We start from the raw sequence: 26628 nt of genomic DNA, 5'->3' as shown, positions 1-26628 counted from the left end.
GGACGGTACGACGCGGCGGGGGTGAGCCGTGATAGTCGCAAGTCTGTTGCTCATCCTCGTCGCGGTGGTGCTACTGGTGCTCGGCCTGGCCGGTGGCTCCAGCTTCATGCTGATCATCTCCATCGCGGCCAGTCTGCTGGCTGCCGTGGCGTTGGTGGTGGGCGCCCGCCAGGCAGCCACCAACCGCGCTACGGCGGGTCCCGGCCGGACCGGCCGGCGGCACCCCGACGCACCCCGCACGGCCAGCCAGGCCCCGCCGGATGTCGCGTACGGGCCGCCGCTGGTCGAGCCGGAAGTGCCGGTCCAGCACGTGCCCACGACGGTTGGTACCGGCGGCACCGGGTGGCGGCAACCACCCGTGTCGCCGGTCGACCGTGCGGCACCCGTCGACGATGCGCCCGTGTTCGACCCGGGCGTCGACGAGCCGCCGCCGTTCGACCCGGGCGTCGACGAGCCGCCGCCGTTCGACCCTCGTGTCGACGACGCGCCGCCGTTCGACCCACGTGTCGACGACGCGCCGCCGTTCGACCAGGGGGCGCCCTTCGTGGCTCCCGCCGCCGACGCGTCCTCTCCCGTCAGCCCGGCTCCGCCGCCCGCGGCGTCGACCGACGACGCCCCGCAGCACGGTGTTTCGCCAACCGACGAGCCGGCCGAGCAGTTGGTCACCCCCGCCGAGGCGGCCCGGGTGGCACGACTCCCCGATGTCGTCGAGGTGATCGACGGTCGCCCTCGCTACCACCTCGCCAGCTGCCCACATCTCGTTGGCCGGGTGCCCGAGTCGCTGCCGGTCGCCGAGGCCGCCGAACTCGGTTTCACTCCGTGTGCGGACTGTGCGCCGGCCACCGCCCTGCTCGCCGACGCCCGGCCGATCTGAAGCGGCACCGGTGCCCACGCAGGACACGCTCACCGTGGCGGTACGGGTGAAGCCCGGGGCGTCTCGGGACCGGGTGGGTGGCCGCTTCGATGGTCCGCACGGGCCCGCCCTGGTGATCGCGGTGCACGACCCGGCCGTCGACGGTCGGGCGACCGAGGCGGCCCGCCGGGCCCTCGCGGCTGCGCTGGGCATCCGGCGGTCGGCGGTGTCGCTGCGTACCGGCGCGGCCAGTCGGGACAAGCTCTTCCTCGTCGATCGGCCCAGCCCGGACCTGTCCGAGGTGCTGCGCCGACTGCGCGACGGATCCGCCGAGTGAGGAACGCCCAGGCCAGGCTGCTGTGACGCCCGGATTGGATATCGCGCTGCTGCTCGGTGCGGCCGTGCTGCTGGTCGCCGTCGGCGCGGTGCGCCTCTCCACCCGGCTCGGCGTGCCCAGCCTCCTCGTCTACCTGGCGCTGGGCGTGGCGATCGGCGAGGGTGGGCTGGGTATCCGCTTCGACGACGTCGAGCTGACCCGGGCCCTCGGCTTCTGCGCGCTGATCGTGATCATCGCGGAGGGTGGCCTGACCGCCCGGTGGACCACCCTGCGTCCGGTGCTCGGGCTGGCCTCCGCGCTCTCCACGGTCGGCGTGATCGTCAGCATCGTGGTGGTCGGCGTCGCCGTACACCTGTTGTTGGGGTTGGACTGGCGGTTGGCGCTGCTCTACGGCGCGGTGCTCTCGTCCACCGACGCGGCGGCCGTCTTTGCGACCCTGCGCCGGCTGCGGCTGCCGCCCCGGCTGGTGGCGACCCTGGAGGCCGAGTCGGGCATGAACGACGCCCCGGCGGTGCTGCTGGTGGTGCTGCTGTCCCATGAGGGCTGGGCGCACCCGTGGTGGTACGAGGTCGGGCTGGTCTGTTACGAGCTGGGTGTGGGTGCGGCGGTGGGCGTGGGCGCCGGCGTCGCCGGCACCTGGGCGCTGCGCCGGGCCGCGTTGCCCTCGGCCGGGCTCTACCCGATCGCGGCGGTGGGCATCACCGTGCTGGCGTACGCCGCCGGGGCGGTGCTGCACGCCTCGGGGTTCCTCGCCGTCTACGTGGCCGGGGTGCTGCTGGGCAACGCCCGGTTGTCACACCGGCAGGCGATCCTCGGTTTCGCGGACGGGCTCGCGTGGCTCGCCCAGATCGGGCTGTTCGTGCTGCTCGGGTTGCTGGCCTCGCCGGGTCGGCTGGACGCGGCCGTGCTGCCCGCGGTGGTAGCAGGGTTGGCCCTGGTGCTGCTGGCCCGGCCGTTGTCGGTGGCCGTCTCGGCGCTGCCGTTCCGCGTCGGCCTCCGCGAACAGGCGTTCCTGTCCTGGGCGGGGCTGCGCGGGGCGGTGCCGATCGTGCTGGCCACCATTCCGCTCTCCGAACGGGTGCCCGGTGCGGAGCGTCTCTTCGACGTGGTCTTCGTGCTGGTAGTGATCTTCACGCTGGTGCAGGCCGGGGCGCTGGGGCCGTTCGCGCGTTGGTTGGGGGTGACCGCGCCGGCCGAGGCGGCCGAGATCCATGTGGAGACCGCGCCGCTGGAGCGGATGCGGGCGGATCTGCTCCAGTTGGAGGTGCCGCCGGGCTCGCGGTTGGCGGGTGTGCACGTCGACGAGTTGCGGCTTCCAGTCGGCGCGTCGGTAACGCTGGTGCTGCGCGACGGGGTGGGTTTCGTGCCCGGACCGGACACCCGGCTGAAGACTGGAGACAGCCTGCTGATCGTGGCGACCGCCGGGGTGCGGGACGCCGCTGAACGGCGGCTGCGGGCGGTCAGCCGGCGAGGTCGGCTGGCCCGATGGTTTGGCGAGTACGGGGATGAGGCAGTCGGTTGATCTGCTAGCGTTCCCTTTGCCCCAGTTAGGCAGGGCTAGGGGCGGTTAAGCGGTGCGACGGTGCGGCACGTTGTCGGACGCCTGTACGTTCCGTATTCTTGCCAACCTCCGGAGTGCGCGGCCATCGTCGCCGTGCGCCCCTTTTCGTACATATAGGGGACGCCGTGGTTGGCGCCCCCTGACCAGGCGCCGCGGACCACGCGGCTCCCCGGCCGAGGGAGCGACCTATGGCGAAGCCAGCCGACACCAGGACCGCCGGGCGCAAGCCGGCGGCGAAGGCCACCCGCAGCACCGCGGAGACCGAGAAGATCCGGGCGGCGCTGGCGGCGCGACGGGACGAGCTTCGCGCCGAGTACGATCAGACGCTGAGTGAGATCACCGAGCTGCAGCGCGATCGGCTGACCGACTCGGCCGGGGACGACCAGGCCGACACGGGCACGAAGACGCTCGAGCGGGAGCAGGAGATCTCTCTCGCCAACAGCATTCTGGAACGGATCACACAGGTCGAGCGCGCTCTGGAGCGTCTCGACGAGGGTGGTTACGGCTGGTGCGAGCGGTGCGGCAATCCGATCCCGGTCGAGCGCCTCGCCGCCTTCCCGTCGGCCACCCAGTGTGTGACGTGCAAGCAGCTGGAGGAGCGGCGCTGAGGTCCGTTCCCCGGCGGCGATGAGACGGTGAGCGATCACCGCCGAGACTGTCGATGGGGAGCGCATGACCGCAGTACCGTCCGCCGAACCCGGCCGCACCGACCCGGGTGGCGGCACACGCCGGCCTCGGGCCGTTGTGATTCTGGCCGGAGTCGCCCTGGTGGCCCTGCTGGCCGACCTGGTCACCAAGCACCTCGCGCTGGCCGCGCTGACCGACCGGGAGCCGGTCCGGCTGCTCGGCGGGTTCGTCTACCTGAGTCTGACCCGCAACAGCGGTGCCGCCTGGAGCATCGGCGCGGACCACACCTGGGTCTTCCCGCTGATCACCATCGGTGTGGTCGGCTGGATCATCTGGATGGCCCTGCGACTGCGCTCGCTGCCGTGGGCGATCTCCCTCGGCCTGGTGTTGGGTGGCGCGCTCGGCAACCTCGTCGACCGGATCTTCCGAGCACCCGCACCCTTCCACGGGCACGTGGTCGACATGATCAGCCTCTTCGACCCGTACGGCCAGGTCTGGCCGGTGTTCAACCTGGCCGACAGTTCGCTGGTCTGCGGTGTGCTGCTGGCCGTGCTGTTGGAGTTGACCGGCCGCCAGCGGGACGGCCGGCGGGCCGGCCGCGACGGCGACCCGCTCGAGACGAACGCAGCGCAGGCCACCGACCAGCGGGAGCGGGCATGACCTCCGCGTTCGCCGCTGGCGGCGACCACCGTTCCCTTCCGGTTCCGGACGGCCTCGACGGCATGCGACTGGACCAGGCGGTGGCACGGCTGTTCGGGCTCTCCCGCACCGCCGCCGCGGCCCTGGTCGATGCCGGGGACGCGCTGGTCGACGGCACCGCCCGGCCCAACTCGCACAAGGTCAAGGCCGGCTCCTGGCTGGACGTCACGTTGCCCGCCCCGGTCGCGCCGCCGACCATCGTGCCGCAGGCGGTGCCCGGCCTGCGGGTCGTCTACGCCGACGACGACATCGTGGTGGTCGACAAACCGGTGGGCGTCGCCGCGCACCCCAGCCCCGGCTGGACCGGCCCGACGGTGATCGGCGCCCTCGCCGCGATCGGGCACCGCATCTCCACCAGCGGTGCGGCCGAGCGGCAGGGCGTGGTGCACCGGCTCGACGTGGGCACCACCGGCATCATGGCGGTGGCCAAGAGCGAACACGCGTACACGGCGTTGAAGCGGGCCTTCAAGTACCGCGAGGTGGACAAGGGCTACCACGCGGTGGTGCAGGGTCACCTGGACCCGCTGCGCGGCACGGTCGACGCGCCGATCGACCGGCACCCCACCCACGACTACCGCTGGGCGGTGGTGTCCGGCGGCAAGCCGAGCATCACCCACTACGACACCCTTGAGGCGTTCCCGGCGGCCAGCCTGGTCGACGTCCGACTGGAGACCGGTCGGACCCACCAGATCCGGGTGCACTTCTCCACCATGCGGCACCCGTGCGTGGGCGACCTCACCTACGGTGCCGACCCCACCCTGTCGGCCCGTCTCGGCCTGTCCCGACAGTGGTTGCACGCCCGCGAACTGAGCTTCCTGCACCCCCGAACGGGGGACGAGGTCCGCTTCGTCAGCGACTACCCTGACGATCTGGAACGTGCGCTACAGATCTTGCGTGACTGAGCGGCGACCGCCCGACACCGATCCGACGAGGGGATCCCGCCCGTGCGCGCCGGCAAACTGCTGCGGCAGCTGGACCAACAGCTGCTGCCGCCGCTGACCCGGGCCGTGGCCCGGCTGGGCGACCGGTCGGCGCGGTCCGGGGTGCTCACCTGGGCAGCCGTGCTCTCCGCGGCGGCGGTGCTGGGCACCGCGGTCTGGGCCGTCGACGACACCCCGGTCGGCGACCGGACGGTGGGCGAGGTGACCCGGGTCGGAGTCTCCGACGGCGACTCCGTGCCCGGCTACCTGCGGTCCGCCGCCGCCGACCTGGCCGCGCTGCCCGCATCGGCCCCGGCCGCCGAGGACGGGACCTACGCGCTGGTCACGCTCGTCGCGTACCTGCCGCCGCAGCGTCTGGCGACGGTGCTCGGCGACGTTCCGCTCTCGACCGTCTTCGGGCGGGTTCCGCTGCCGGGGCGGCAGACCGAGATCGTCAAGATTCCCGCGTTGCGGGTGCCGGACGACGTGGTCGCCGGGATGGACGAGGTGGCGGCCCGCAAGGAGACCGAAGCGGCCGACTACCGGGCCAGGGCCGCCGCGGTCGACGGCGCGGGTGTGGGCGAGCGGGAGTTGCGTGCCCGCTACGCCAGCGGTGCCGACGTGGCGGCCGCCGAGGCCGCGGCGTACCGCACCGGATGCGCCTGCGTCTACGCGGCGGTGGTACGCGCGACGCCGGTGGTGCTGCGCGGCGTCGCCGCCCGGCCGGACGTGCGGGCGGTCGACCCCGCCCCCGAGGTGTACCGGCTGGACCGCACGGTCTTCACGCCACCACTGCCCGAGCAGCACGACGTGGTGCGCCCCCCGGCCGACAGCGGGCCGAGCCCGGAGACCACCCCGGGCGAGCGGTCGGAGCCGGCACCGAGCACGTCGGCGCCCTCGGCGTCGATGGGCGAATCGTCGGAACCCGCACCGGTCGTGACGATTCCGTCACCCGAACCCTCGGCGCCGGCACCGACCGAGTCGGTGCCGCCGAGCGTCGCCACCTCGCCGGACGCCACCGCCACCGAGCTGCCGACGCCCACGTCGTCGTGATCTGCGTCGGCTGGTGTGCGTTCTGAGGTGTGGTCCGAATAGGGTTTGGTTCGTAGCCTGTCAGACGGAGATCGATGGCGCTGGGAGGGCGGGCCGTGGAGGGCAGTGAGACCGGCTGGGGCCGGCCGGCCGAACCAGCGCCGCGGTGGCGTGCGTTGCTGGACCGTGCCCGGCTGGGCGGTCGCGGCGCGGAGCCGGCCGAGCCGGACCGGCACGCCGACGAGACGCCGCCGGACCCGCTGCCGCGCCGCGCGGCCCCCAACGGGTACGCGGGACGGGCATCCGCCATCGGACATCCGGCCGAGCTGTCGTACGGCGCGGAGCCCGCTTACCGGGCCGAGGCGACCTACCGTGTCGACCCCGCCTACCGGGCGGAGCCGGGGTACCGGGCCGAGCCGGACTACCGCTCGGAGCCGGCCTACCGCACTGAGCCGGGTCATCAGGCTGAGCCGGGCTATCGGGCTGAGCCTGGCTACCGAGCTGAGCCGGGTTATCGGGCTGAGCCGGGCTACCGCATTGAGCCGGACTATCGGGCTGAGCCTGGCTACCAGGCCGAGCCGGGTTATCGGGCTGAGCCGGGCTACCGCGCGGAGCCGGGCTACCGGGCTGAGCCGGGTTATCGGGCTGAGCCGGGTTATCGGGCTGAGCCGGGTTATCGGGCTGAGCCGGGTTATCGGGCTGAGCCGGGTTACCAGCCGGAGCCGACGTACCGGGCCGAGCCCGAGCCGCCGGCGCGCGGCTCCGAGCCGGTCCAGTCGCGCTACGCCTTGTTGGACAACGGCTACCGGCAGGGCGACCCGGCGGTGGAGTCGCGGTACGCGCTGCTGGAGACCGGGTACCAGCCCGAGACCGGTTATCCGGCACCCGCTCCGGTCGCGCCGCCGTCCCCACCTGTCGCACCCCCACCTGCCCCGCCGGTCGCACCCCCACCCGCCCCGCCGGTCGCGCCGCCACCCGCCCCGGCGGTCGGCTCGGCGATCGCCGAACGTGCCTACCCGACCCAGGTCGAGTGGCGCCCGCAGGCCGTCGACCCGGAGCAGGAGCGGGCCAACGGGGTGCTCCGGCGGGACCTGGGCACGCCCCGGGTGTTCGCCTTCGCCAACCCCAAGGGAGGGGTGCACAAGACCACCGCCACCGTGCTCGCCGCGGCCACGGTCGGCAGCGTGCGCGGGCAGGGCGTGCTGGCCTGGGACGACAACGAGCTGCGCGGCACCCTCGGGCTGCGGGCCGGCAGCGCCCGGCACGCCCGGACGATCCGTCACCTGATCACCGACCTGGCCCAGATCGAGATCCTGGAGGACTCGACGCTGCTGGGTCGGCTCGACGACTACCTGCGGCACGCCTCCGACGGCTCGTACGACGTGCTGGCCGGCGAGGAGAGCCCGCGCTTCGCCCAGCGACTGGACCAGTTCACCGTCCGACGGGTGCTGGAGCTGCTGCGGCGCACCCACGACGTGGTCTGCGTGGACACCGGCAACAACGTGGAGAGCCCCAACTGGCGCACGGTGATGCAGGCCGCGGACCAGTTGGTGGTGACCACCGTGCCCCGTGAGGACGCGGCGTTCAGCGCCGACTGGATGCTCGACCTGCTGCACGAGGAGGGCATGGGCGAGTTGGCGGACAACGCGATCACCCTCATCTCCTGCCCGACCCCGGGTCGCTCGACCCTGCAGGACGACCTGGAGCGGCACTTCGCCACCCGTACCCGTGGGGTGGCCGTGGTGCCGTACGACCCGGCGCTGGAGACGGGTTCGTCGATCGAGTACCACCAGCTCCAACCGGAGACCCGGGACGCGTGGTTGCGTGCGGCGGCGATGATGGTGGAGCCGTTCGCCCGGTGAGCTGGTCTGCCGCCACCGGCGCCCCGGCCCGGCACCGGGCCTGAGAGGATCATCGGGTGAGCCCGGACAACCCCGACCGTGAGCGGCCCGTCGACGAGCCTGACGAACCCGCGCCGCCCCGAGCCTCGGGCGCGACATCGCCGGCTGCCGACCAGTCGTCGCGCGGCGAGCAGTCGCCAGCTGCCGAACAGTCGCCGGCCGCCGAGCAGTCGTCGCGCGGCGAGCAGTCGGCCGAGAACCCGGCCGAGAACCCGGCCGAGAGCCCGGGTGGCTTCGCCCCTTCGACGGCGTACCAGAGCTCGCTGGAGCTGAGCTTCGACGAGCCGCGCCGTCCGCTGCGGACCGTGGCGACGGTGCTGGGTGCCGTGCTCGCGCTGGCGGTGCTGGGTGTGCCGTTCGGGCTGCTCTGGGCCGCGCTCGCGCCGGACACTCCGGTGCTCAAGACCGTCGAGGGGGCGATCTACGCCGAGCCGCAACCGGAGCAGCCGATCGCCGCCGACGGCTGGTTCAGCCTGCTCGGGCTCGCCTTCGGGCTGCTTGTGGCGCTCGCCCTGTGGGTGGTGCTGCGGCGGCGGCGCGGTCCCGTGGGGCTGCTCGCCGCGGTGCTCGGCGCGTTGGTCGCCGCGCCGGTGGCCTGGCAGGTGGGGCGGCGGGTCGGCCTGGGCACCTTCGACCGGCTGCTGGCCACCGCCCCGGCCGGACAGGCCTTCACCAAACCCGCCGACCTGCGGGCCGGTGGGGTCGACTGGCTGCTCGGTGTGCTGCCGGTGCCGCACGGCAACCTGCTGTTGCCAGCGTTCGGCGCGGCGATCATGTACACGCTGCTGGCTGGGTGGTCGCGGTGGCCCGGACTGCGACCGGAGCCCGACCCAGCGGGGCTCAGTTGGGTGTCGGCGGGGACGCCAGCTCCGTCAGCGGCACCGGAACCGCCCGGACCTGACGCAGCAGAGCCGCCTCGCGGTTGAGCAGCCGCAGCTCGGCGCGGAGCCGGGCGGCGGTGTCGTCGATCGCCAGCAGCCGCTGCCGGTCGTCGACAGTGAGCGCCGCGGTCGCCGCCACCAGGTGGGAGAGCACGGTCGGGTCCTCCGGCAGTTGCTCGGAGATCTCCTCCGGGTCGGAGCGGATCAGGCCGAGGTACTGCCGGAACACCGCGATCACCCGGGCGGCCAGCAACTCGGCCACCTCGTCCGGCCCGGCCGGGTCGGGCAGCCACTCGACGTCCGCGGTCAGATAGGGCATGGCGCTGTCGTCGACCTCGGTGATCCGGAAACGGCGCCGGCCCACCGTGACGATGTCGAAGCCGCCATCGGCCAGCTCGGTCACCTGGCGCAGCTCGGCGGTGCAGCCCACCTCGTGCAGGGTGACCTCGCCGGCGCTCGGCGTCGCGCGGGCGCCGGGACCGGCGGGAGCGACCTCCCAGCCGGCCTGGATGGCCACCACGCCGAACTCACGCGGAGCACCCTCGGGCAGGCCGACCAGGTGCCGGACCAGCGCCCGGTAGCGCTCCTCGAAGATGTGCAGCGGCAGCACCAAACCCGGGAAGAGCACCGTTGCGAGCGGGAAAACCGGCAGCCGTGCGGTCACATGGTCGAGCCTAACCAATCTCGCCCCCGGGGGCGTGGCCCGGCTCACCGTCTCGCCGGACGGGCGGCTCGGACGTGCTGCGGCCCGGCCGCCTAGACTCGCAAGGGTGCTGAATCGGATCGACCTGCGCAACGGTCTCGGTGACCCGCGCCGCCTGCTGCCCCGTGCCCAGCTCGACGTGTCGGTCGCCGTCGAGCGAATCCGGCCTCTGGTGGAGGCGGTCCGCGAGCATGGGTACCCGGCGATCCGGGAGGCCAGTGAGCGGTTCGACGGCATCTCCCCGGAGATCCTGCGGGTGCCGGTCGAGGCGATCGCCGAGGCCGAGGGGGTGCTCGACCCGGCTGTGCGCGCCGCGCTGCTGGAGTCGATCACCCGGGCCCGTCGGGTGCACGCGGACCAGCGGCGCACCGACCACACCACGCAGGTGGTGCCCGGTGGCACCGTCACCGAGCGGTGGTTGCCGGTCGACCGGGTCGGCCTCTACGTGCCCGGCGGCCTGGCGATGTACCCGTCGACCGTGGTGATGAACGTCGTGCCCGCGCAGGCCGCCGGGGTGCGCTCGCTGGTGGTGGTCAGCCCGCCGCAGAAGGACAACGGTGGCCTGCCGGACGCCCGGGTGCTCGCCGCGTGCGCGCTGCTCGGCGTCGACGAGGTGTACGCCGTGGGCGGGGCCCAGGCGGTGGCGATGCTGGCCTACGGCGCGGCCGTGGACCCGACGGGCGCGCTGCGGTGCGACCCCGTCGACCTGATCACCGGCCCCGGCAACATCTGGGTCACCGCCGCCAAGCGACTGCTGCGCGGTGTGGTCGGCATCGACGCCGAGGCCGGCCCGACCGAGATCGCCATCCTGGCCGACGACACGGCTGATCCGGCGCACGTCGCCGCCGACCTGATCAGTCAGGCCGAGCACGACCCGCTCGCCGCGAGCGTGCTGGTCACCCCGTCGCTGGCGCTGGTCGAGTCGGTCGAGCGGGAGTTGGCCCGGCAGGTGCCGGCGACCAAGCACGCCGAGCGGGTCACCACGGCGTTGACCGGCGAGCAGAGCGGCGTGGTCCTGGTCGACGATCTTGAGGCGGGGCTGCGGGTGGTCGACGCGTACGCGGCCGAGCACCTGGAGATCCAGACGGCCGACGCCCGGGAGTGGGCGATGCGGGTACGCAACGCCGGGGCGATCTTCGTGGGCGCCTGGTCGCCGGTGTCACTGGGCGACTACTGCGCCGGGTCCAACCACGTGCTGCCCACCGGCGGCTGCTCCCGGCACTCCTCCGGCCTGTCCGTGCAGTCCTTCCTGCGCGGTGTGCACCTGATCGAGTACACCGAGGCGGCACTGCGCGAGGTGGCCCCGCACGTGGTCACCCTGGCCGGGGTGGAGGACCTGCCCGCGCACGGCCAGGCGGTCCAGGCTCGCTTTCCAGGCGCGTCGGCGTGAGCGGCCTGGCGGACCTGCCGATCCGCGACGACCTGCGAGGGCTGTCGCCGTACGGGGCGCCGCAGCTGGACGTGCCGGTGCGGCTCAACACCAACGAGAATTCCCACCCGGTGCCGGAGCCGGTGGTCGAGGCGATCGCCAAGGCGCTCGCGGCCGAGCTGCGCGAGCTGAACCGCTATCCGGACCGGGACGCGGTGGCGCTCCGCGCCGACCTGGCCGAATATCTCGGGCACGGGCTCACCGTCGAGCAGGTGTGGGCGGCCAACGGCTCCAACGAGATCCAGCAGCAGTTGTTGCAGGCGTTCGGCGGGCCGGGGCGCAGCGCGCTCGGCTTCGTTCCGGCGTACTCGATGCACCCGCTGCTGGCCCTCGGCACCGGCACCCGGTGGGTGCCCGCGCGGCGCGGCGTCGACTTCGGGCTGACCGTCGAGGAGGCGGTCGCCCAGGTCCGCGAGCACCGACCCGACGTGGTCTTTCTGTGCTCGCCGAACAACCCCACCGGCACGGCACTGGATCCGGCGGTGATCGCCGCGGTGCTCGACGTCGCGCCCGGCATGGTGGTCGTCGACGAGGCGTACGCCGAGTTCGCCCGACCCGGGACGGTCAGCGCGCTCGCGGTGTTGCCCGGTCACCCGCGGCTGGTGGTCACCCGGACGATGAGTAAGGCCTTCGGCTTCGCCGGCGGGCGGCTGGGTTACCTGGCCGCCGACCCGGCGGTGGTGCAGGCGGTGCAGCTCGTCCGACTGCCGTATCATCTCTCCGCACTGACCCAGGCCGCGGCGCGCGCGGCGGTGACCCACCGCGACGCCCTCCTCGGTACGGTCAGCGCGATCATGGCGCAGCGGGACCGGATCGTGGCGACGTTGCGCGAGCGTGGGTTGCGGGTTGCCGACAGTGACGCCAATTTCGTGCTCTTCGAGGTGGGCGGCGACCAGACCACCGTCTGGCAGGCACTGCTGGCGCAGGGGGTGCTGGTCCGCGACGTCGGCCTGCCCGGCTGGTTGCGCGTGACCGCCGGCACCGCCGCCGAGACCGACGCCTTCCTTTCCGCAATGGAGACTGTGTAGTGGGAGCGCGAGGAGTGCGCCGGTCCTGCGAGCCCCGCAGTCGTGAACGAAAGGTTGCACAGCAATGAGCCGGACCGCCCGGGTGGAACGGATCACCAAGGAGACCAAGGTCCTCGTCGAGATCGACCTCGACGGCACCGGCACCGCCGAGATCAGCACCGGCGTCGGCTTCTACGACCACATGCTGCACCAGATCGCCCGGCACGGCGGCTACGACCTGACCGTGCGCACCGTGGGTGACCTGGAGATCGACGCGCACCACACCATCGAGGACACCGCGCTCGCCCTGGGTGCCGCATTCGACCAGGCGCTGGGCGACAAGGCCGGCATCCGGCGGTACGGTTCGGCGACCGTACCGATGGACGAGGTGTTGGTCCGGGCGGCGGTGGACCTGTCCGGTCGGCCGTACGTGGTGCACGACGAGCCGGTGCTGGCCCCTTACATCGGGCCGGTCTACGCGACCAGCATGACCCGGCACATCTGGGAGTCCTTCGGTCAGGCGGCCCGGGTCACGCTGCACGTCGACGTGCTGCGGGCGGCCCGGCCGGGCGGTCACCCGGACGCACACCACGTGGTGGAGGCGCAGTTCAAGGCCGTCTCCAGGGCGTTGCGCGAGGCCACCGCGATCGATCCGCGGGCGGCCGGGGCCATCCCCAGCACGAAGGGTGCGCTCTGATGAGCGCGAGGAGTGCAGCGAAGCGGAGCCCCGCAGTCGCGAATGGAAGGTGCGCTCTGATGAGCGCGAGGAGTGCAGCGAAGCGGAGCCCCGCAGTCGCGAATGGAAGGTGGCTCTAATGGGTGCCGCGTTGCCGACGTTGATGCTGATCCTGGCCGGGGTGCTGGTGGGCGGCGCCTGGTCGCTGTACCGCCAGGGCGCGCCGAAGGGCGCGATCGTCATCACCGCGCTGCTCGCGGTACTCGCCACGGTCGGCGGAGTGCTCTGGCTGTTGCCGGGGGAGAACGCGTGAGCGCGAGGGTGCGGCGCGGCGGAGCCCTGCGGTCGCGAACGGAAGGCGGCGCCTGATGAGCGCCGTGGTGGTGCTCGACTACGGCTCGGGAAACCTGCGTTCGGCGGAGCGGGCGCTCGCCGCCGCCGGCGCGGACGTACGGGTGACCGACGACCTGGCGGCCGCGGCTGCCGCCGATGGCCTGGTGGTGCCGGGGGTGGGCGCGTATGCCGCCTGCATGGCCGGGATCGAGGCGCTCGGCGCCGGCCCGGTGATCGCCGAGCGGGTGGCTGCCGGCCGGCCGGTGCTCGGGATCTGCGTGGGCATGCAGGTGCTCTTCGAGCACGGTGACGAGCACGGTGTGGTGACCAAGGGGCTCGGGCTGTTGCCCGGCGGGGTGACCCGGCTGGCCGCCACCCGTTTGCCGCACATGGGCTGGAACACGGTCCGGGCGCCCCGGGAGTCGGTGCTCTTCGCCGGGCTGTCCGAGCAGAGCCGGTTCTACTTCGTCCACTCGTACGCGATGGGCGACCCGGCGGGGCTGTCCGCTGCCGGTGCCACGGTGACCACCGCCCACCACGACACGGATTTCGTCGCCGCGGTGGAGCGCGGTTCGCTCTCGGCGGCGCAGTTCCATCCCGAGAAGTCCGCCGACACCGGTGCCGCGCTGCTGCGCAACTGGCTCGCCACGCTGCCCACCGGTGATTGAGCGTCGTCGCCCGGTGCCCGGCCGAGGGGCGTCGCGGTGAGCCGGGAACGTGCCCGTCGGCGGGCCGAGCGGGAGGCGGAGCAGGCCCGGGAACGGGCGGTTCGGCAGCGTCAGGTGGCTCGCCGGCAGCGCCGCCGCGCGGTGGTCCGTCGGTTGACTCCGCGGTTGCGGCGGGGCCGTTCCGGGCGGCTGGCCCGGCACACCCGGGGTGAGCGGGCCGCGATCGTGCTGCTCACCGGTGCGGCACTGATTTTGATCTGGACGTTCGTCGACAACCTGGCGTTGCGTATCGCGCTGATTGTGCTGTTGCTGCTCGTACTGCCGGCGATCGTCGTGATCGCCCTGGACCGTCGTACCTGATCGAGGAGAAGACGTTGAGCCTCACCCTGTTACCCGCCGTGGATGTCGCCGACGGCCGGGCCGTTCGGCTCGTGCAGGGCGCCGTCGGAAGCGAGAGCATCTACGGTGACCCGTTGGACTCCGCGCTGGCCTGGCAGCAGGACGGCGCCGAGTGGATCCACCTGGTCGACCTGGACGCGGCGTTCGGTCGGGGCACCAACGCGCACCTGCTTGCCGAGGTGGTGCGCCAGTTGGACGTGAAGGTGGAGCTGTCCGGCGGTATCCGTGACGACGAGTCGCTGCGCGCGGCGCTGGGCACCGGGGCGGCCCGGGTGAACATCGGCACCGCGGCGCTGGAGGACCCGGTCTGGTGTGACCGGGTGGTCGGGGAGTATGGCGACCGGGTCGCGATCGGGTTGGACGTGCGGGGTCACATCCTCTCGGCGCGTGGCTGGACCCGTGACGGCGGCGACCTGTACGAGGTGCTGGAGCGGCTGGACAAGGCGGGCGCGAGTCGGTATGTGGTCACCGACATCACCAAGGACGGCACGATGCGCGGGCCGAACCTGGACCTGCTGCGTGAGGTGTGTGCCCGCACCGACCGACCGGTGATCGCCTCCGGTGGGGTGTCCACGCTGGACGACCTGCGGGCGTTGGCGACCCTGGAGTCGGCCGGGGTGGAGGGTGTCATCGCCGGCAAGGCGCTCTACGCGGGTGCCTTCACGGTGGCCGAGGCGCTGCGCACCCTGGCAGAGGCGTGACGATCACTCGGCTCGGCTCGGGCGGTCCGTGGGAGCAGCGGTACGGCTACTCCCGGGTGGTGCGGGCCGGTGAACGGGCCTGGACGGCTGGTTGCACGGCCACGGTGGACGGGCGGGTGGCGCATGTCGGTGACGCCGCCGCGCAGACCGCGCAGGCGTTGCGGATCGCGTTGGCCGCGCTCGCCGAGGTGGGTGCCGAGCCGGGCGACGTGGTCCGGACCAGGATGTACGTGACCGACCGGCTGCACGCCGACGAGGTGGGTCGGGCGCACAATGCGGTCTTCGGCGCGGTCCGGCCGGCGGCGACGATGGTGGTGGTCGCCGGTCTGCTGGACCCGGAGCACCTGGTCGAGGTGGAGGTGGAGGCGTACCTCGGCGATCGCTGAGGTGGGCCCGGCGTGGCCGCCGTCAGGGCCGGACCACGGCCAGATAAGTTGTGCACAATCTAATTGTGGGCTATGGTTCAGTGGTGACCGATGACCTGGTACTGCGCCGGCAGGTGTGCTTCGCGCTCTACGCCGCGTCGCGCGCACTGACCGACGTCTACCGGCCGATCCTCGACGAGTTCGGGCTGACCTACCCGCAGTACCTGGTGCTGCTGGTGCTCTGGGAACGCCCCGAGGCCGCCCCCACGGTGTCCGAGCTGGGTGCCGAGCTGCGGCTGGACTCCGGCACGCTCTCCCCGCTGCTCAAGCGGCTGGAGGGGGCGGGCCTGGTGGCCCGGCGGCGGTCGGCCCGCGACGAGCGGCGGGTCGAGGTGGGCCTCACCGAACAGGGCCGGGCGCTGCGGCAGCAGGTGGACGAGGTCCCGCTGCAGATCGCCCGGGCCACCGGACTCGGCCTCACCGAGCTGGTCGCGCTGCGCGACACCCTCACCCGGGTCACCGACACCATCCACCGACAGAAGGAGCAGTGACCATCATGCAGGTGCTCTACACCGCGTCCGCGACCGCCAGCGGCGACGGCCGCGACGGCCACGTCGAGACCTCCGACGGCACGTTCACCCTCGACCTGGCCGTGCCGAAGGAGATGGGTGGCGCCGGCGGCGCCGCCAACCCCGAGCAGCTCTTCGCCGCCGGCTACGCGGCCTGCTTCCACGGCGCGCTGCGACTGGTGGCCCGTCGGGCCAAGGCCGACGTGACCGGCTCGGTCGTCGGCGCCGAGGTGGGCATCGGCCCGAACGGCAGCGGCGGGTTCGGGCTCACCGTGCAACTCGTGGTCGACCTGCCCGCCGTGCCCCGCGACGCGGCCGAGCAGCTCGTCGAGCAGGCCCACCAGGTCTGCCCGTACTCGAACGCCACCCGCGGCAACATCGACGTCACGCTGACCGTCCGCGAGACCCTGCCCGCGTGACGTCGCGGAACCAGGCCCCGACCGCGGACGAGAGGACGACCACCCCCGTGACCAGCAACCGTGAGATCCACCTGGCCAGCCGCCCTGCGGGCTGGCCCACCGAGGACAACTTCCGGCTCGTCGAGACGGACGTCCCGACCCCCGGACCGGGCCAGATCGTGGTCCGCAACCAGTACCTGTCCGTCGACCCGTACATGCGCGGGCGGATGAACGACGTCAAGTCGTACGTGGCGCCGTACGCGCTCGACGCGCCGCTCGACGGTGCCGCGATCGGCGAGGTGGTGGCCAGCGAGGCGGCGGACATCGCCGTCGGCGACACCGTCCTGCACGGGCTGGGCTGGCGGGAGTACGCGCTGCTCGACGCGACCGCCGCTCGTCCGGTCGACCCGACGCTCGCCCCGGTCAGCGCGTACCTGAGCGTGCTGGGCATGCCCGGCCTGACCGCGTACGCCGGGCTGTTGGAGGTGGCCGCGATGAAGCCCGGCGAGACGGTCTTCGTCTCCGCCGCGGCCGGCTCGGTGGGCAGCCTGGTCGGCCAGATCGCCAAGCTCAAGGGTGCCGGTCGGGTGGTCGGCAGCGCCGGCTCGGCGGCCAAGGTCGAGCGGTTGCGGGCGTTGGGCTTCGACGCCGCCTTCGACTACCACGACGGGTCGGTCCGCGACTCGCTGCGGGCGGCCGCTCCGGACGGCGTCGACGTCTACTTCGACAACGTCGGCGGCGATCACCTGGAGGCGGCGATCTCGGCCATGAACCTGCACGGCCGGGTCGCCATCTGCGGCATGATCGCGCAGTACAACGCCACCGAGCCGCCGGCCGCCCCGCGCAACCTGGCGCTGGTCATCGGCAAACGGCTCACCCTGCGCGGCTTCCTGGTCAACGACCACAACGACGTGCGGGCGGCGTTCGTGCGCGACGTCGCGGGCTGGCTGCGCGACGGCACGCTGTCCTACGACGAGACGATCGTGGACGGCATCGAGAACGCCCCGGCCGCGTTCCTGGGCCTGCTGCGTGGCGAGAACCTCGGCAAGATGCTCGTCCGGGTCTGAGGAAGGGCCCCTTCCGGCAAGACACCGCACCAACGGCACCCACGGTGGCCGGCCCGACGGGTCGGCCACCGTCGCCGTACGGAGGGATAGGCTGATGGCATGACGGTGGCGGTACGGGTGATCCCCTGTCTGGACGTGGACGCCGGGCGGGTGGTCAAGGGGGTCAACTTCCTCGACCTACGCGATGCCGGCGACCCCGTGGAGTTGGCCGCCGCGTACGACCGGGCCGGGGCGGACGAGCTGACCTTCCTCGACGTCACCGCGTCCTCGAGTGACCGCGGCACCATGCTCGACGTAGTGCGCCGCACGGCCGAGTCGGTGTTCATCCCACTGACCGTCGGTGGCGGGGTCCGGCAGGTCGCCGACGTCGACACGCTGCTGCGCGCCGGGGCGGACAAGGTCGGCGTGAACACTGCCGCGATCGCCCGGCCGGAGCTGATCGCGGAGATCGCCGACCGGTTCGGCCGGCAGGTGCTCGTGCTCTCCCTCGACGTGCGCCGGGCGCCCGACGGCGGCACGCCCAGTGGCTTCGAGGTCACCACGCACGGCGGTCGGCGCGGCACCGGGATCGACGCGGTCCAGTGGGCGCGCCGGGGCGCCGAGTTGGGAGCGGGGGAGATCCTGCTCAACTCGATGGACGCCGACGGCACCAAGGCAGGCTTCGACCTGGAGCTGATCGCCGCGGTGCGAGCGGTCGTGGACGTGCCGGTGGTGGCCAGCGGGGGAGCTGGCGAGGTGGCCCACTTCCCGCCCGCGATCGGCGCGGGCGCGGACGCGGTGCTCGCCGCCAGTGTCTTCCACTTCGGCGAGCTGACCGTGGCCGAGGTCAAGGACGCGCTGCGGCACAGCGGCCACCCGGTGCGCTGACCCGGTCAGTGCCCGCCGGGATGCCCCTCCGGTGACCGGCGGGGCGTGGGGATCGAGCGGACGGCATATTCCTGGACGGCCGCCGCGTGGTCGGCCTCGTCCAGGCTCCAGTCGGCGCTGCCGGGTGCGTGCCGGCGGGTCAGCACGCCCTGCACGGTGTCCACCATTGTCGCCACACCCGCGCGCGGGCGGGTACGCCAGAGCTGCTCACCCTCGGCGGTGATCCGGAACCAGCCGTCGGCGACGCTGACCAACCCGGCGCCGACCAGCCGCTGGACCGCGGCCTCCACCTCGTGCCGCTGCGGAATCGTGTGGTTGAGGTGATCGGCGGTGGAGAGCACGTCGGTCAGGCGGACGCCCTCCGGCCGCCGACTTGTCGCCGACCGACGGTGCCGCCCTGCCCCGCTCGCGATGACCAACGAAACGAAGATCCAGGCGTCCGTCCAGCGCCAACCGTTCTCCCCCATGCAGAGATGATGACGGCGCGCGTCGCGGAAGGGAACACCCACCCTCCCATCCGGCATCTTGTACCACCACGGCGTACCGGTTCGCGGACGGTCGGTGAGGCTCAGCCGGCGGGAGCGGGCGGTGCGGCGGTGCCCGGACCGGCGGTGCCCGGTACGGGCGCGGGTGCGGCGCTGTCGGGCACGGCGAACAGCGGGATGAAGAACTGGGCCAACGGGCCGATGGCCAGCGCATAGGCGACGGTGCCCACGCCGACGGTGCCGCCGAGCAGCCAGCCGAGCGCCAGGACGGTGACCTCGATGACGGTGCGCACCAGTCGGACCGACCGGCCCGGCCGGCGGGCGACGAAACCGGTCATCAGCCCGTCTCGGGGGCCGGGCCCCAGTCGGGCACCGAGATAGAGGCCGGTGGCGGCGCCGTTGGCGACGATCCCGGTGATCAGCAGCGCGATCTGGACGCCGAGCGGGCCACCGGTGGGCAACACGGTCAGAGTGGCGTCCACGACCAGGCCAATTACCACCACGTTGCTGACCGTGCCGAGGCCCGGCCGCTGCCGTAGCGGGATCCAGAGCAGCAGCACCAGCGCGCCCACGGCGATGGTGACGGTGCCGAAGGAGAGGTCGGTCCGCTCGGACAACCCCTGGTGGAACACGTCCCACGGGTCGAGGCCAAGGTCCGAGCGGATCATGAGGGCCATGCTGACGCCGTAGAGGGTGAGCCCGAGGTAGAGCTGGACCAATCGCCGAACCGGCCGATGCCGCAGATTGCCAATCAGTGCCATGCATGCCACTCTAGGTGCCAATCATCGCGGAGGAAGAAGCCAATATTCGAGGAGTGGCCATGACTGGTCAGGTGCGTGGCGTCCAATTGGCCCGTCTGCTCGGTCAGTGGCACGCCCTGCCGGGTCGCCGGCGCAGCCCCGACTACGTCGCCCTGGCCACCACCGTGCGCGGCCTGCTCGCCGACGGACGGCTACCGCTGGGCGTCCGCCTTCCCGCCGAACGAGAACTGGCCGAGGCGCTGCGGATCAGCCGGACCACGGTGACCGCCGCGTACCGGCACCTGCGCGAGACCGGGCACCTGGCCAGCCGCCGAGGCGCCGGCAGTTGGACGATGCTGCCCGGCAACCACCGGGTGGCCAGCACCGGCCTGTGGACCCCGCTGGACGACCGGGAGATGCTCGACCTCGGCGTCGCCGCGCTGGCCGCCCCGCCGCAACTCCTGACGGCCGCCCGTGCGGCTGCCGAGGACCTGCCCCGCTACCTGGGCGGGGCCGGCTACCACCCGACCGGCATCATCGAGCTGCGCGAGGCGGTGGCCGACGCGTACACCGCTCGGGGGTTGCCCACCTCGGCCGACCAGATCATGGTCACCAGCGGCACCCAGCACGCACTGGACCTGGTGCTGCGACTCGCTCTGGCCCCTGGCGGCAACGTCCTGGTCGAGTCCCCGACCTACCCCAACGCGCTCGCCGCGCTGGCCGGCCGGAGAGCCCGGATCACCACCCATGGCCTGGCCACCGACGCCGGCGGCTGGGAGCCCGACCTGCTGCTGGCGAGCCTGCGGCAGACCCGGCCCAAGCTGGCCTACCTCATCCCCGAGTTCCAGAACCCGACCGGGCACCTGATGCCCGCCGTTCTACGCGAGCGCGTGGTGGCCGCCGCCCACGCGGTCGGTACCGACCTGATCATCGACGAGTCCTTCGTGGACCTCGCGTTGGACGGCACGGAACTGCCGCCCCCGGTGGCTGTCTACGACCGACACAGCCGCGTGATCAGCATCGGCGGGATGAGCAAGCCCTACTGGGGTGGCCTGCGGATCGGCTGGGTGCGTGCCTCCGCGCCGCAGGTGCAGCGGCTGGCCGCCGTTCGGGTCGGGGTGGACATGGCCAGCCCGGTGCTGGACCAACTGGTCGCGGTGCACCTGCTCGCCGACGCCGACGCCATCGTCGCCGACCGACGAGTCCAGTTGGCCGCCCAGCGTGACGCGCTGCTCGGCGCACTGGCGCACCGGCTGCCGGACTGGCGGGTCACCGTGCCACGCGGTGGCGTGACGCTCTGGGCCGAGTTGGACGGGCCGGTCTCCAGTGCGCTGGCCCGGGCCAGCGAGGAGGTCGGCGTACGACTGGCGCCCGGTCCCCGGTTCGGCCTGGACGGCACCCTGGAGCGCTTCCTGCGGCTGCCCTTCACCCTGCCGGCCGCGGACCTGGTGGAGGCCGTCGGGCGGATCGCGGCGGTCCGCTACGACCTGGACCGGGCCGGGCCTCAGCGGTGGCGCGAGCCGGCCGTCATCGCCTGAGCCGCACGACGAAAACGCCGGTGGCGCCGCACCCGAGCGGGCACGGCGCCACCGGCGCTGGATCAGAGCTCGGCGAGGGTGCCGGCGTACATCTTGTCGATCTCGGCCGCGAAGTTGCTCTCCACACCACGTCGCTTGATCTTCAACGACGGGGTGATCTCGCCGTCCTCGATCGTCAGGTCGCGCGGCAGGATGGCCACCTTCTTGATCGTCTCCCAGCGGTTGAGCTTCGCGTTGAGCTGGGCGACGTACTCCTCGACCATCGTCTGAGCCTCCGGCGAGGTGACGATCTCGGTGTAACTGCGACCCTCCAGCGGGCCGCCGGCGACCCAGCCCCGGACCGCGTCCGGGTCCAGCGTGACCAGCATCGTGCAGAAGTTGCGGGCCTGACCCACGACGACCGCCTGCGAGGTGTACGGACAGATGGCCTTGAACATCCCCTCGATGTGCGACGGCGCGATGTACTTGCCGCCCGAGGTCTTGACCAGGTCCTTCTTACGGTCCGTGATCCGGAGGTAGCCCTGCTCGTCGAGGGTGCCGATGTCACCGGTACGGAAGAAGCCCTCGTCGGTGAACGCGGCGGCGGTCTCCTCCGGCAGGTTGTGGTAGCCGCGCATCACCGGTCGACCACGCACCAGGATCTCCCCGTCGGTGTCGATCCGGCACTCCAGGTCACCCATGGCGCGACCCACCGTGCCGATTCGCAGCCCCGCCGGCGGGTTGACGAAGTTGCCGGCGCTGGTCTCGGTCAGGCCGTAACCCTCGGAGATCGGCAGGTTCGCCGCGGCGAAGAAGGTGGCGATCTCCGGGCTGAGCGGCGCAGCGCCGGACACCAGCACCCGCATCCGGCCACCCAGGCGGGCCTGGAGCTTGCTGAACACCAGCTTCTCGGCCAGCCCGTAGCGCAGCTTCAGCCCGGCCGGCACCGGCTTGCCGGCCTGCTCCAGGGTGACCTTCTCCTTGCCGACGCCAACGGCCCAGCCGAAGATCTTCGCCTTCGCGCCGCCGGCGCCCTGCGCGGTGGTCACCGCCTTGTTGTAGACCTTCTCGAAGACCCGAGGAGCGCCGCACATCAGCGTCGGACGGATGACCGAGAGCAGGTCGACCAGCTTGTCCACCCGCCCGTCGACGTAGGTGGGCAGGCCGACGTGGATGGCGCCGCAGAGCAGGGTCTTGCCGAACGAGTGGGCCAGCGGCAGCCACAGGTACTGCAGGTCGTCGTCGCGCAGCAGCCCGACGTCGGCCTGCGCCACGGCCTCCCAGCACCAGCCGCCGTGCAGCAGCTCGACGCCCTTGGGTCGGCCGGTGGTGCCGGAGGTGTAGATCAGGGTGGCCAGGTGGTCCGGGGCGATGCCGGCCACGAGCATGTCGATCAGATCCGGTTCGGCGGCCAGTGCGCGGGTGCCCCGTTCCTCCAGCTCGGCGAGCGTCAGCTGCGGGATCGCGGCGGCGGGGTCGACGGCACCGTCGATGAGCACCACGTGAGTCAGCGCGGGCAGGTCCGCGCCGCCGATCTTCGCCGCCTGGGCCGGGTTCTCCGCGAAGAGCACCTTCGACCCGGAGTCGGCGATGATGTACGTCGCGTCCGCCGGCTCGGTGGTCGGGTAGACGGTGGTGGTCGCCCCGCCGGCGCACATGATGCCGAGGTCGGCGATCACCCAGTCCAGCCGGGTGTTGGCGAGGATCGCTACCGGGTCCTCCTGGCCGACGCCCAGGCCGTGCAGGCCGGCGGCGACCGCCTTGGCGCGCTGGCCGACCTGATCCCAGGTCAGCCAGACGGGCCCCGAGTCGTCGGGGGTCGGGGACGCAAACGCAAACCGGTCGGGGGTGGCCGCCACACGCTTGAGGAACATGTCCGGGATGGAACGGTACGGTACATCGAGAGCCATCGCTGTAGCCGCCTTCGGGGGTGGTGGCGTGACGGTCGTCACGTCATGGTGGTTACCGAAGAGTATTGCCTGGCGCGGTGCGTCGGCTAGCCCCGGTGATCGTCCGGCCACCCCGCCCCGCCGACCGGTACGGCCGAATCAGGCGTACCGGGCAGCCACCAGTGACCAGTCGTAGGTGGCCCGCACCCAGTTTCGCCGTGCGGCCAGCGCGTGGCGTATCCCGTCGTCCCCACCGGCCAGCAGCGTCTGCTCCACCTCGAGGTACGCCGCCAGCCCCTGGTTGAACCGGTTCGCCGCAGCCCGCAGCGCGGTCGCCTCGTCCGCGCCGCTGTTTCGGGCGATCACCGTCACCAGGTTGTGCGCGTCCGGGTCCACCTCGCTCTCCTTGCCGTAGGAGAAGAGGTCGTTGCACCAGCAGACCAGGTCCACCGCCAGCAGATCCAGGGCGACCAGCGCCGGATCGGCGTGCTGGGCCGACCCGGGTGGTCGCGCCGACGCCAGGTCGGTCAGGGTGAGGCACGGGCGTACGCCGCCGGTGTGCCGCCGCATCTGCACGTACTCCGCGACCTCGGGGACCCGCCGGCGCTCCCGGTTGGTCGCCTCCCAGAGCAGTGCCAGCAGGTACGCCCGCACCTGGCTGACGAACCGCAGCAGTTGTCCCGGTCGGCCGTGGGCCCGGGTTCGGCGACACAGGTCGTGCAACGCGGCGCCGAGTGGGCCGGCGCCCGGTGCACCGCCCGGCTCGCCGCACCGGTCCAGCACGTCGAGCAGGCCCCCGATGGTCGACGCCAGCCGGGCCGGATCCGCGCCGAGGTCGTCCTCGTCGCAGGCGTCGTCCATCACGAAGAGCCAGGAGATCAGGTCGGTGAGCAGCCGCAGCCCGTCCTCTGGTCCGTCCGGGCAGGCCCGTCCGGCCAGGCCGGCAGCATCCGCCCGCCGGAGTCGATGAGCCCGGTGGCCGGAATCGATCAGACCGGAGGCGTGCGCCCACTCGACACTCTCGCTCGCCACTCGGTCCGTGGCCTTGTGGCGCCCCGCCGGAAACGGTGGCTCCCGCAGTGCCGAAATCGCGAAAGTTCGCATAATTGCCCCCACTCGCGTCACCCGGCCCAGAGCGGCGCGGTGAAGCGTACGGGAGAAGACATCAGCGCATCTCGCTGGGTGTGGGGCACCCCACACCGAAGTCGTGACCGTTTAAGCGCAGAGGGTCACATTCCCAGGCTGGCGGTGCGTAATCGACGTGCTGCCTCCGTCGGACCGTCCAGTTGGACCCGGGCCACCCGTTGGCGACCGGAGAGGAACAGCACCAGCTCGGCCGGGGGGCCGACCAGCCGCAGCATTTCGCCGCCGCGACCGACGGATATCTCGCCGTGACCGGGCGCCTGCACGTAGAGATCCGCCGGAAAGCGGCGCAGTGCCAGCCGAGCCATCGGGGCGGCACGCTTCCAGAGTGCGCGCTGCAGCCCGGCGGGCAGGTCGCGCGGTTGCCACCCGGAGCCGGCCCGCCGCACGTCCTCGTGGTGGATGAAGAACTCCATCGTGTTGGCCAACTCGTCGGTTACCGGGTTGCTGACCGGGCTCCACAGCGGCGGCCGTCGTACCTGGGCCACCAACTCCGGGTAGGGACGCGCGGCGAGTTCACGACGGACCCGTTCGGCGTAGCCACGCAGCGGCGGCAGCACGATCCCGCCGGCCGCGTCCGGGCGGCGCTCCCGCAGCACCAGGTGCGCGGCGAGATCACGGGTCGCCCAGCCCTCGTTGATCGTCGGTGCTTCCGGCCCGAGGGCCAGCAGGAGATCGGCCAGCGCCTCGCGCTCGGCTCGGGCGTACCGCGGCATGGCCCGATCGTAGGCCCGGTCGCCGGTCGGCGCGCGACACCGGCCGCCGGATCGGCGCCCGCCGCTCGTCGCCGTCCGGTACGTGATGGTCGACATATCCGGTCCGGGTCGGCACTGCTGGCCCCGACCGGTAAGGATGAGGGAGATAATTGTGGCTTACGGCGGGGGAAAGCGTGGCTAGCAAGACAAGTCGGGACGTGCTCAGCCGAGGGCTGGGAGTCCTGCGGCAGGCAATCCGCGAGCAGCCACGGATCTTCGCGGTCGCGGTCGTCGGCAGCGTGCTCTTCGGCGGGATGATCATCGTCAGCGCGCGGGTCGTCGGGACGGTCATCGGTGAGGTGGCGCTCCCGGCCATCTCCCGCCGAGAGGTGGGCACCGGGACGCTGGCGCTGGCCGCGGCCGCGCTGTTCGGGATCAGCGTGTTGCGGGTGGCAGGCATCATCGGCCGTCGCCTCGGTGCCGGCTACATGCAGTACCGCCTCCAGGCCTCCTACCGCCGCCGGGTCACCCGCCGCTATCTGGAGCTGCCACTGTCCTGGCACCACCGCAACTCCACCGGCACCCTGTTGTCCAACGCCAACTCCGACGTCGAGGCGGCCTGGTACCCCATTGCGCCGCTGCCCTTCGCCGTCGGCACGCTGGTGATGTTGGTCGGCGCGATCGTCTCGCTCTTCGCCACCGACTGGGCGCTCGCCCTGGTCGGTCTCGCGGTCTTCCCGGCGCTGTTCGCGCTCAACGTGGTCTACTCCCGCCGGATGGCGCCCCGGCAGGCCCGGGCGCAGCGCCTGCGCGCCGAGGTCAGCGGGATCGCCCACGAGAGCTTCGACGGCGCCCTGGTGGTCAAGACGATGGGCCGCGAGGCCCAGGAGACCGCCCGGTTCGCGGGCCGGGCCGGCGAGCTACGCGACTCGTTGATCGCGGTCGGCCGGCTGCGCGGCGTCTTCGACCCACTGCTGGAGACGCTGCCCAGCATCGGCACCCTCGCCGTACTGGTGGTGGGGGCGTTCCGGCTCCGCCAGGGTGCGATCAGCGTGACCGAGCTGGTCAGCGTGGCCTTCCTCTTCACCGTGCTGGCCTTTCCGGTGCGGGCCATCGGGTGGGTCCTGGCCGAGCTGCCGCGCAGCGTCGCTGGCTGGGACCGGGTCCGCCGGGTGCTCGACGCGACCGGCGAGATGCCGTACGGGCAACGCGTCCTCGACCCGGCCAGCACGCTCGGCCCGGCCACCCTCACCTTCAGCGACGTGCACTTCTCCTACCCACCCGCCGAGGCGCACCAGCCCGGTGCGCAGGTGCTCGGCGAGGTCGGCTTCACCGTTCCGTCCGGCCGGACGGTCGCACTGGTCGGGCCCACCGGCGCCGGCAAGTCGACAATCGCCTCGTTGGCGGTCCGCCTCGTCGACCCGGACTCCGGCACCGTCTCCCTGGACGGGGTGGACGTGCGCGAGTTGACCGCCGCGTCGCTGGCCGGCACGGTGGCCCTGGTCGCCCAGGTGCCGTTCGTCTTCGACGACACGGTCCGCGCCAACATCTCCCTCGACCGCGCGGGTATCGACGACGAGGCCGTCTGGGCGGCGCTGCGGCTGGCCGAGGCGGACGGGTTCGTCGCCGCGCTGCCCGACGGTTTGGACACCATGGTCGGCGAGCGGGGCACCTCGCTCTCCGGTGGGCAGCGGCAGCGGCTCACCCTGGCCCGCGCGCTGGCCGGCCGACCGCGCCTGCTGGTGCTCGACGACGCGACCAGCGCGGTCGACCCGAGGGTGGAGGCCGCCATCCTGGCCGGGCTGCGGTCGTCGACGGCCGAGCCGGGGGTGCCGGCCGCGTCGATCCTGGTGGTGGCGTACCGCCGGGCCACCATCGCGCTCGCCGACGAGGTCATCTACGTGGAGCAGGGGCGGGTAATCGCCCGGGGTACGCACAGCGAGTTGTTGGCCACCGTGCCCGGCTACGTCGACCTGGTCACCGCCTACGAGCAGGCTGAGGTCGACCGCGCGCAGGAAAGCGCGTACGGCGATGAGGTCGCGCCGCTGCCGTCCGGCCTGGAAATCGAGGTGGACCGGTGAGTGCGAGGAGTGCAGCGCAGCGGAGCCCCGCAGTCGCGAACGAAAGGCCGGCACCGGTGAGTGCGAGGAGTGCAGCGCAGCGGAG

The 26628-nt window shown here is 72.6% G+C and carries 28 protein-coding genes and 1 pseudogene; 23 read left to right on the top strand and 6 right to left on the bottom strand.

The features are described from left to right. Positions 1–28: 28 nt before the first annotated feature. The 9 genes and pseudogenes from JOD64_RS33905 to JOD64_RS05635 all read left to right on the top strand — a co-directional run. Positions 29–394: pseudogene (locus JOD64_RS33905) on the top strand (hypothetical protein); the annotation flags it as partial. Between the two features lie 490 nt (positions 395–884). Further along, the gene (locus tag JOD64_RS05670; RefSeq protein WP_204941270.1) at positions 885–1190 is read left to right on the top strand and encodes a DUF167 domain-containing protein; all 306 of its coding nucleotides are present in this window, start codon (positions 885–887) and stop codon (positions 1188–1190) included. A gap of 22 nt (positions 1191–1212) precedes the next feature. After that, complete coding sequence (locus JOD64_RS05665; protein ID WP_204941269.1) at positions 1213–2712, top strand: potassium/proton antiporter; 1500 nt, start codon at positions 1213–1215, stop codon at positions 2710–2712. Positions 2713–2939: 227 nt separating this feature from the next. Further along, positions 2940–3359, top strand: a complete 420-nt coding sequence (locus JOD64_RS05660) for a TraR/DksA family transcriptional regulator (RefSeq protein ID WP_184177075.1) — start codon at positions 2940–2942, stop codon at positions 3357–3359. Between the two features lie 64 nt (positions 3360–3423). Continuing rightward, positions 3424–4038 carry a signal peptidase II gene (gene lspA / locus JOD64_RS05655; protein ID WP_204941268.1) on the top strand — a complete coding sequence of 205 codons (615 nt, stop codon included), beginning with the start codon at positions 3424–3426 and terminating at the stop codon, positions 4036–4038. After that, complete coding sequence (locus JOD64_RS05650; protein ID WP_204941267.1) at positions 4035–4979, top strand: RluA family pseudouridine synthase; 945 nt, start codon at positions 4035–4037, stop codon at positions 4977–4979. The genes lspA and JOD64_RS05650 overlap by 4 nt, the downstream gene beginning before the upstream one ends. A 42-nt stretch (positions 4980–5021) precedes the next feature. After that, positions 5022–6050: a hypothetical protein gene (locus JOD64_RS05645; protein ID WP_204941266.1), complete on the top strand. Its 1029-nt coding sequence runs from the start codon at positions 5022–5024 to the stop codon at positions 6048–6050. 74 nt (positions 6051–6124) lie between these two features. Further along, the gene (locus JOD64_RS05640; protein ID WP_239559424.1) at positions 6125–7891 is read left to right on the top strand and encodes a MinD/ParA family ATP-binding protein; all 1767 of its coding nucleotides are present in this window, start codon (positions 6125–6127) and stop codon (positions 7889–7891) included. A 56-nt stretch (positions 7892–7947) separates the two neighbouring features. Beyond that, positions 7948–8856, top strand: a complete 909-nt coding sequence (locus tag JOD64_RS05635; protein ID WP_204941265.1) for a DUF2567 domain-containing protein — start codon at positions 7948–7950, stop codon at positions 8854–8856. On the opposite strand, the gene JOD64_RS05630 is transcribed toward JOD64_RS05635, so the two are convergent. Continuing rightward, positions 8771–9475, bottom strand: a complete 705-nt coding sequence (locus JOD64_RS05630) for an LON peptidase substrate-binding domain-containing protein (RefSeq protein ID WP_204941264.1) — start codon at positions 9473–9475, stop codon at positions 8771–8773. The two genes, JOD64_RS05635 and JOD64_RS05630, sit on opposite strands and share 86 nt — an antisense overlap. 106 nt (positions 9476–9581) lie before the next feature. Here JOD64_RS05630 and hisD point away from each other — a divergent pair, with 106 nt between their 5' ends. The 12 genes from hisD (at position 9582) to hisF (ending at position 17993) form a co-directional block, all read left to right on the top strand. Beyond that, the gene (gene hisD, locus JOD64_RS05625; protein ID WP_204941263.1) at positions 9582–10904 is read left to right on the top strand and encodes a histidinol dehydrogenase; all 1323 of its coding nucleotides are present in this window, start codon (positions 9582–9584) and stop codon (positions 10902–10904) included. Next, entirely contained in the window at positions 10901–11971 is a 1071-nt protein-coding gene (locus JOD64_RS05620; protein ID WP_204941262.1) for a histidinol-phosphate transaminase, read from the top strand. Before hisD ends, JOD64_RS05620 begins: the two co-directional genes overlap by 4 nt. 64 nt (positions 11972–12035) lie before the next feature. Then, entirely contained in the window at positions 12036–12647 is a 612-nt protein-coding gene (gene hisB / locus JOD64_RS05615; RefSeq protein WP_204941261.1) for an imidazoleglycerol-phosphate dehydratase HisB, read from the top strand. A 118-nt stretch (positions 12648–12765) separates the two neighbouring features. After that, entirely contained in the window at positions 12766–12939 is a 174-nt protein-coding gene (locus JOD64_RS05610; RefSeq protein ID WP_204941260.1) for a CG2302 family histidine operon protein, read from the top strand. A gap of 55 nt (positions 12940–12994) precedes the next feature. After that, complete coding sequence (gene hisH / locus JOD64_RS05605) at positions 12995–13627, top strand: imidazole glycerol phosphate synthase subunit HisH (protein ID WP_204941259.1); 633 nt, start codon at positions 12995–12997, stop codon at positions 13625–13627. 36 nt (positions 13628–13663) lie between these two features. Beyond that, positions 13664–13987, top strand: a complete 324-nt coding sequence (locus JOD64_RS05600; protein ID WP_184177053.1) for a hypothetical protein — start codon at positions 13664–13666, stop codon at positions 13985–13987. 14 nt (positions 13988–14001) lie between these two features. Continuing rightward, entirely contained in the window at positions 14002–14727 is a 726-nt protein-coding gene (priA, locus tag JOD64_RS05595; protein ID WP_204941258.1) for a bifunctional 1-(5-phosphoribosyl)-5-((5-phosphoribosylamino)methylideneamino)imidazole-4-carboxamide isomerase/phosphoribosylanthranilate isomerase PriA, read from the top strand. Further along, positions 14724–15113 carry a Rid family hydrolase gene (locus JOD64_RS05590; protein ID WP_204941257.1) on the top strand — a complete coding sequence of 130 codons (390 nt, stop codon included), beginning with the start codon at positions 14724–14726 and terminating at the stop codon, positions 15111–15113. Before priA ends, JOD64_RS05590 begins: the two co-directional genes overlap by 4 nt. Positions 15114–15196: 83 nt before the next feature. Further along, positions 15197–15643, top strand: a complete 447-nt coding sequence (locus JOD64_RS05585; RefSeq protein WP_204941256.1) for a MarR family winged helix-turn-helix transcriptional regulator — start codon at positions 15197–15199, stop codon at positions 15641–15643. A 5-nt stretch (positions 15644–15648) separates the two neighbouring features. Further along, positions 15649–16080, top strand: a complete 432-nt coding sequence (locus tag JOD64_RS05580; RefSeq protein ID WP_239560043.1) for an organic hydroperoxide resistance protein — start codon at positions 15649–15651, stop codon at positions 16078–16080. Between the two features lie 47 nt (positions 16081–16127). After that, on the top strand, positions 16128–17126 hold the full coding sequence (locus JOD64_RS05575) for an NADP-dependent oxidoreductase (protein WP_204941254.1): 999 nt from the start codon (positions 16128–16130) through the stop codon (positions 17124–17126). Between the two features lie 99 nt (positions 17127–17225). After that, positions 17226–17993 carry an imidazole glycerol phosphate synthase subunit HisF gene (gene hisF, locus JOD64_RS05570; RefSeq protein ID WP_110564057.1) on the top strand — a complete coding sequence of 256 codons (768 nt, stop codon included), beginning with the start codon at positions 17226–17228 and terminating at the stop codon, positions 17991–17993. Between the two features lie 5 nt (positions 17994–17998). Here the strand turns inward: hisF and JOD64_RS05565 are convergent, their stop codons facing one another. Together JOD64_RS05565 and yczE are read right to left on the bottom strand one after the other, a co-directional pair. Continuing rightward, on the bottom strand, positions 17999–18460 hold the full coding sequence (locus JOD64_RS05565) for a hypothetical protein (RefSeq protein WP_204941253.1): 462 nt from the start codon (positions 18458–18460) through the stop codon (positions 17999–18001). A 101-nt stretch (positions 18461–18561) separates the two neighbouring features. Next, positions 18562–19239 carry a membrane protein YczE gene (gene yczE, locus JOD64_RS05560; protein WP_204941252.1) on the bottom strand — a complete coding sequence of 226 codons (678 nt, stop codon included), beginning with the start codon at positions 19237–19239 and terminating at the stop codon, positions 18562–18564. 59 nt (positions 19240–19298) lie between these two features. On the opposite strand from yczE, the gene yczR reads away from it, so the two are divergent. After that, positions 19299–20756: a MocR-like transcription factor YczR gene (yczR, locus tag JOD64_RS05555; protein ID WP_204941251.1), complete on the top strand. Its 1458-nt coding sequence runs from the start codon at positions 19299–19301 to the stop codon at positions 20754–20756. 62 nt (positions 20757–20818) lie between these two features. Here yczR and JOD64_RS05550 read toward each other — a convergent pair whose 3' ends face one another. The 3 genes from JOD64_RS05550 to JOD64_RS05540 all read right to left on the bottom strand — a co-directional run bounded on the left by JOD64_RS05550 (position 20819) and on the right by JOD64_RS05540 (position 24483). Continuing rightward, positions 20819–22645, bottom strand: coding sequence for an AMP-dependent synthetase/ligase (locus JOD64_RS05550; protein WP_204941250.1), 1827 nt, complete (start codon positions 22643–22645; stop codon positions 20819–20821). 138 nt (positions 22646–22783) lie between these two features. Continuing rightward, positions 22784–23656, bottom strand: coding sequence for a terpene synthase family protein (locus JOD64_RS05545; protein ID WP_307813254.1), 873 nt, complete (start codon positions 23654–23656; stop codon positions 22784–22786). 197 nt (positions 23657–23853) lie between these two features. Then, a complete protein-coding gene (locus JOD64_RS05540; protein WP_204941248.1) occupies positions 23854–24483 on the bottom strand; it encodes a TIGR03085 family metal-binding protein in 630 nt (209 codons plus the stop codon). Positions 24484–24656: 173 nt separating this feature from the next. On the opposite strand from JOD64_RS05540, the gene JOD64_RS05535 reads away from it, so the two are divergent. Next, positions 24657–26543, top strand: coding sequence for an ABC transporter ATP-binding protein (locus JOD64_RS05535; protein WP_204941247.1), 1887 nt, complete (start codon positions 24657–24659; stop codon positions 26541–26543). The last annotated feature ends 85 nt before the right edge of the window (positions 26544–26628 follow it).

Source organism: Micromonospora luteifusca (assembly GCF_016907275.1).
Classification (GTDB): Bacteria; Actinomycetota; Actinomycetes; order Mycobacteriales; family Micromonosporaceae; genus Micromonospora; species Micromonospora luteifusca.
Note: the sequence above shows the minus strand (reverse complement) of the source record. Positions and strands in the feature narration are given on the sequence as shown.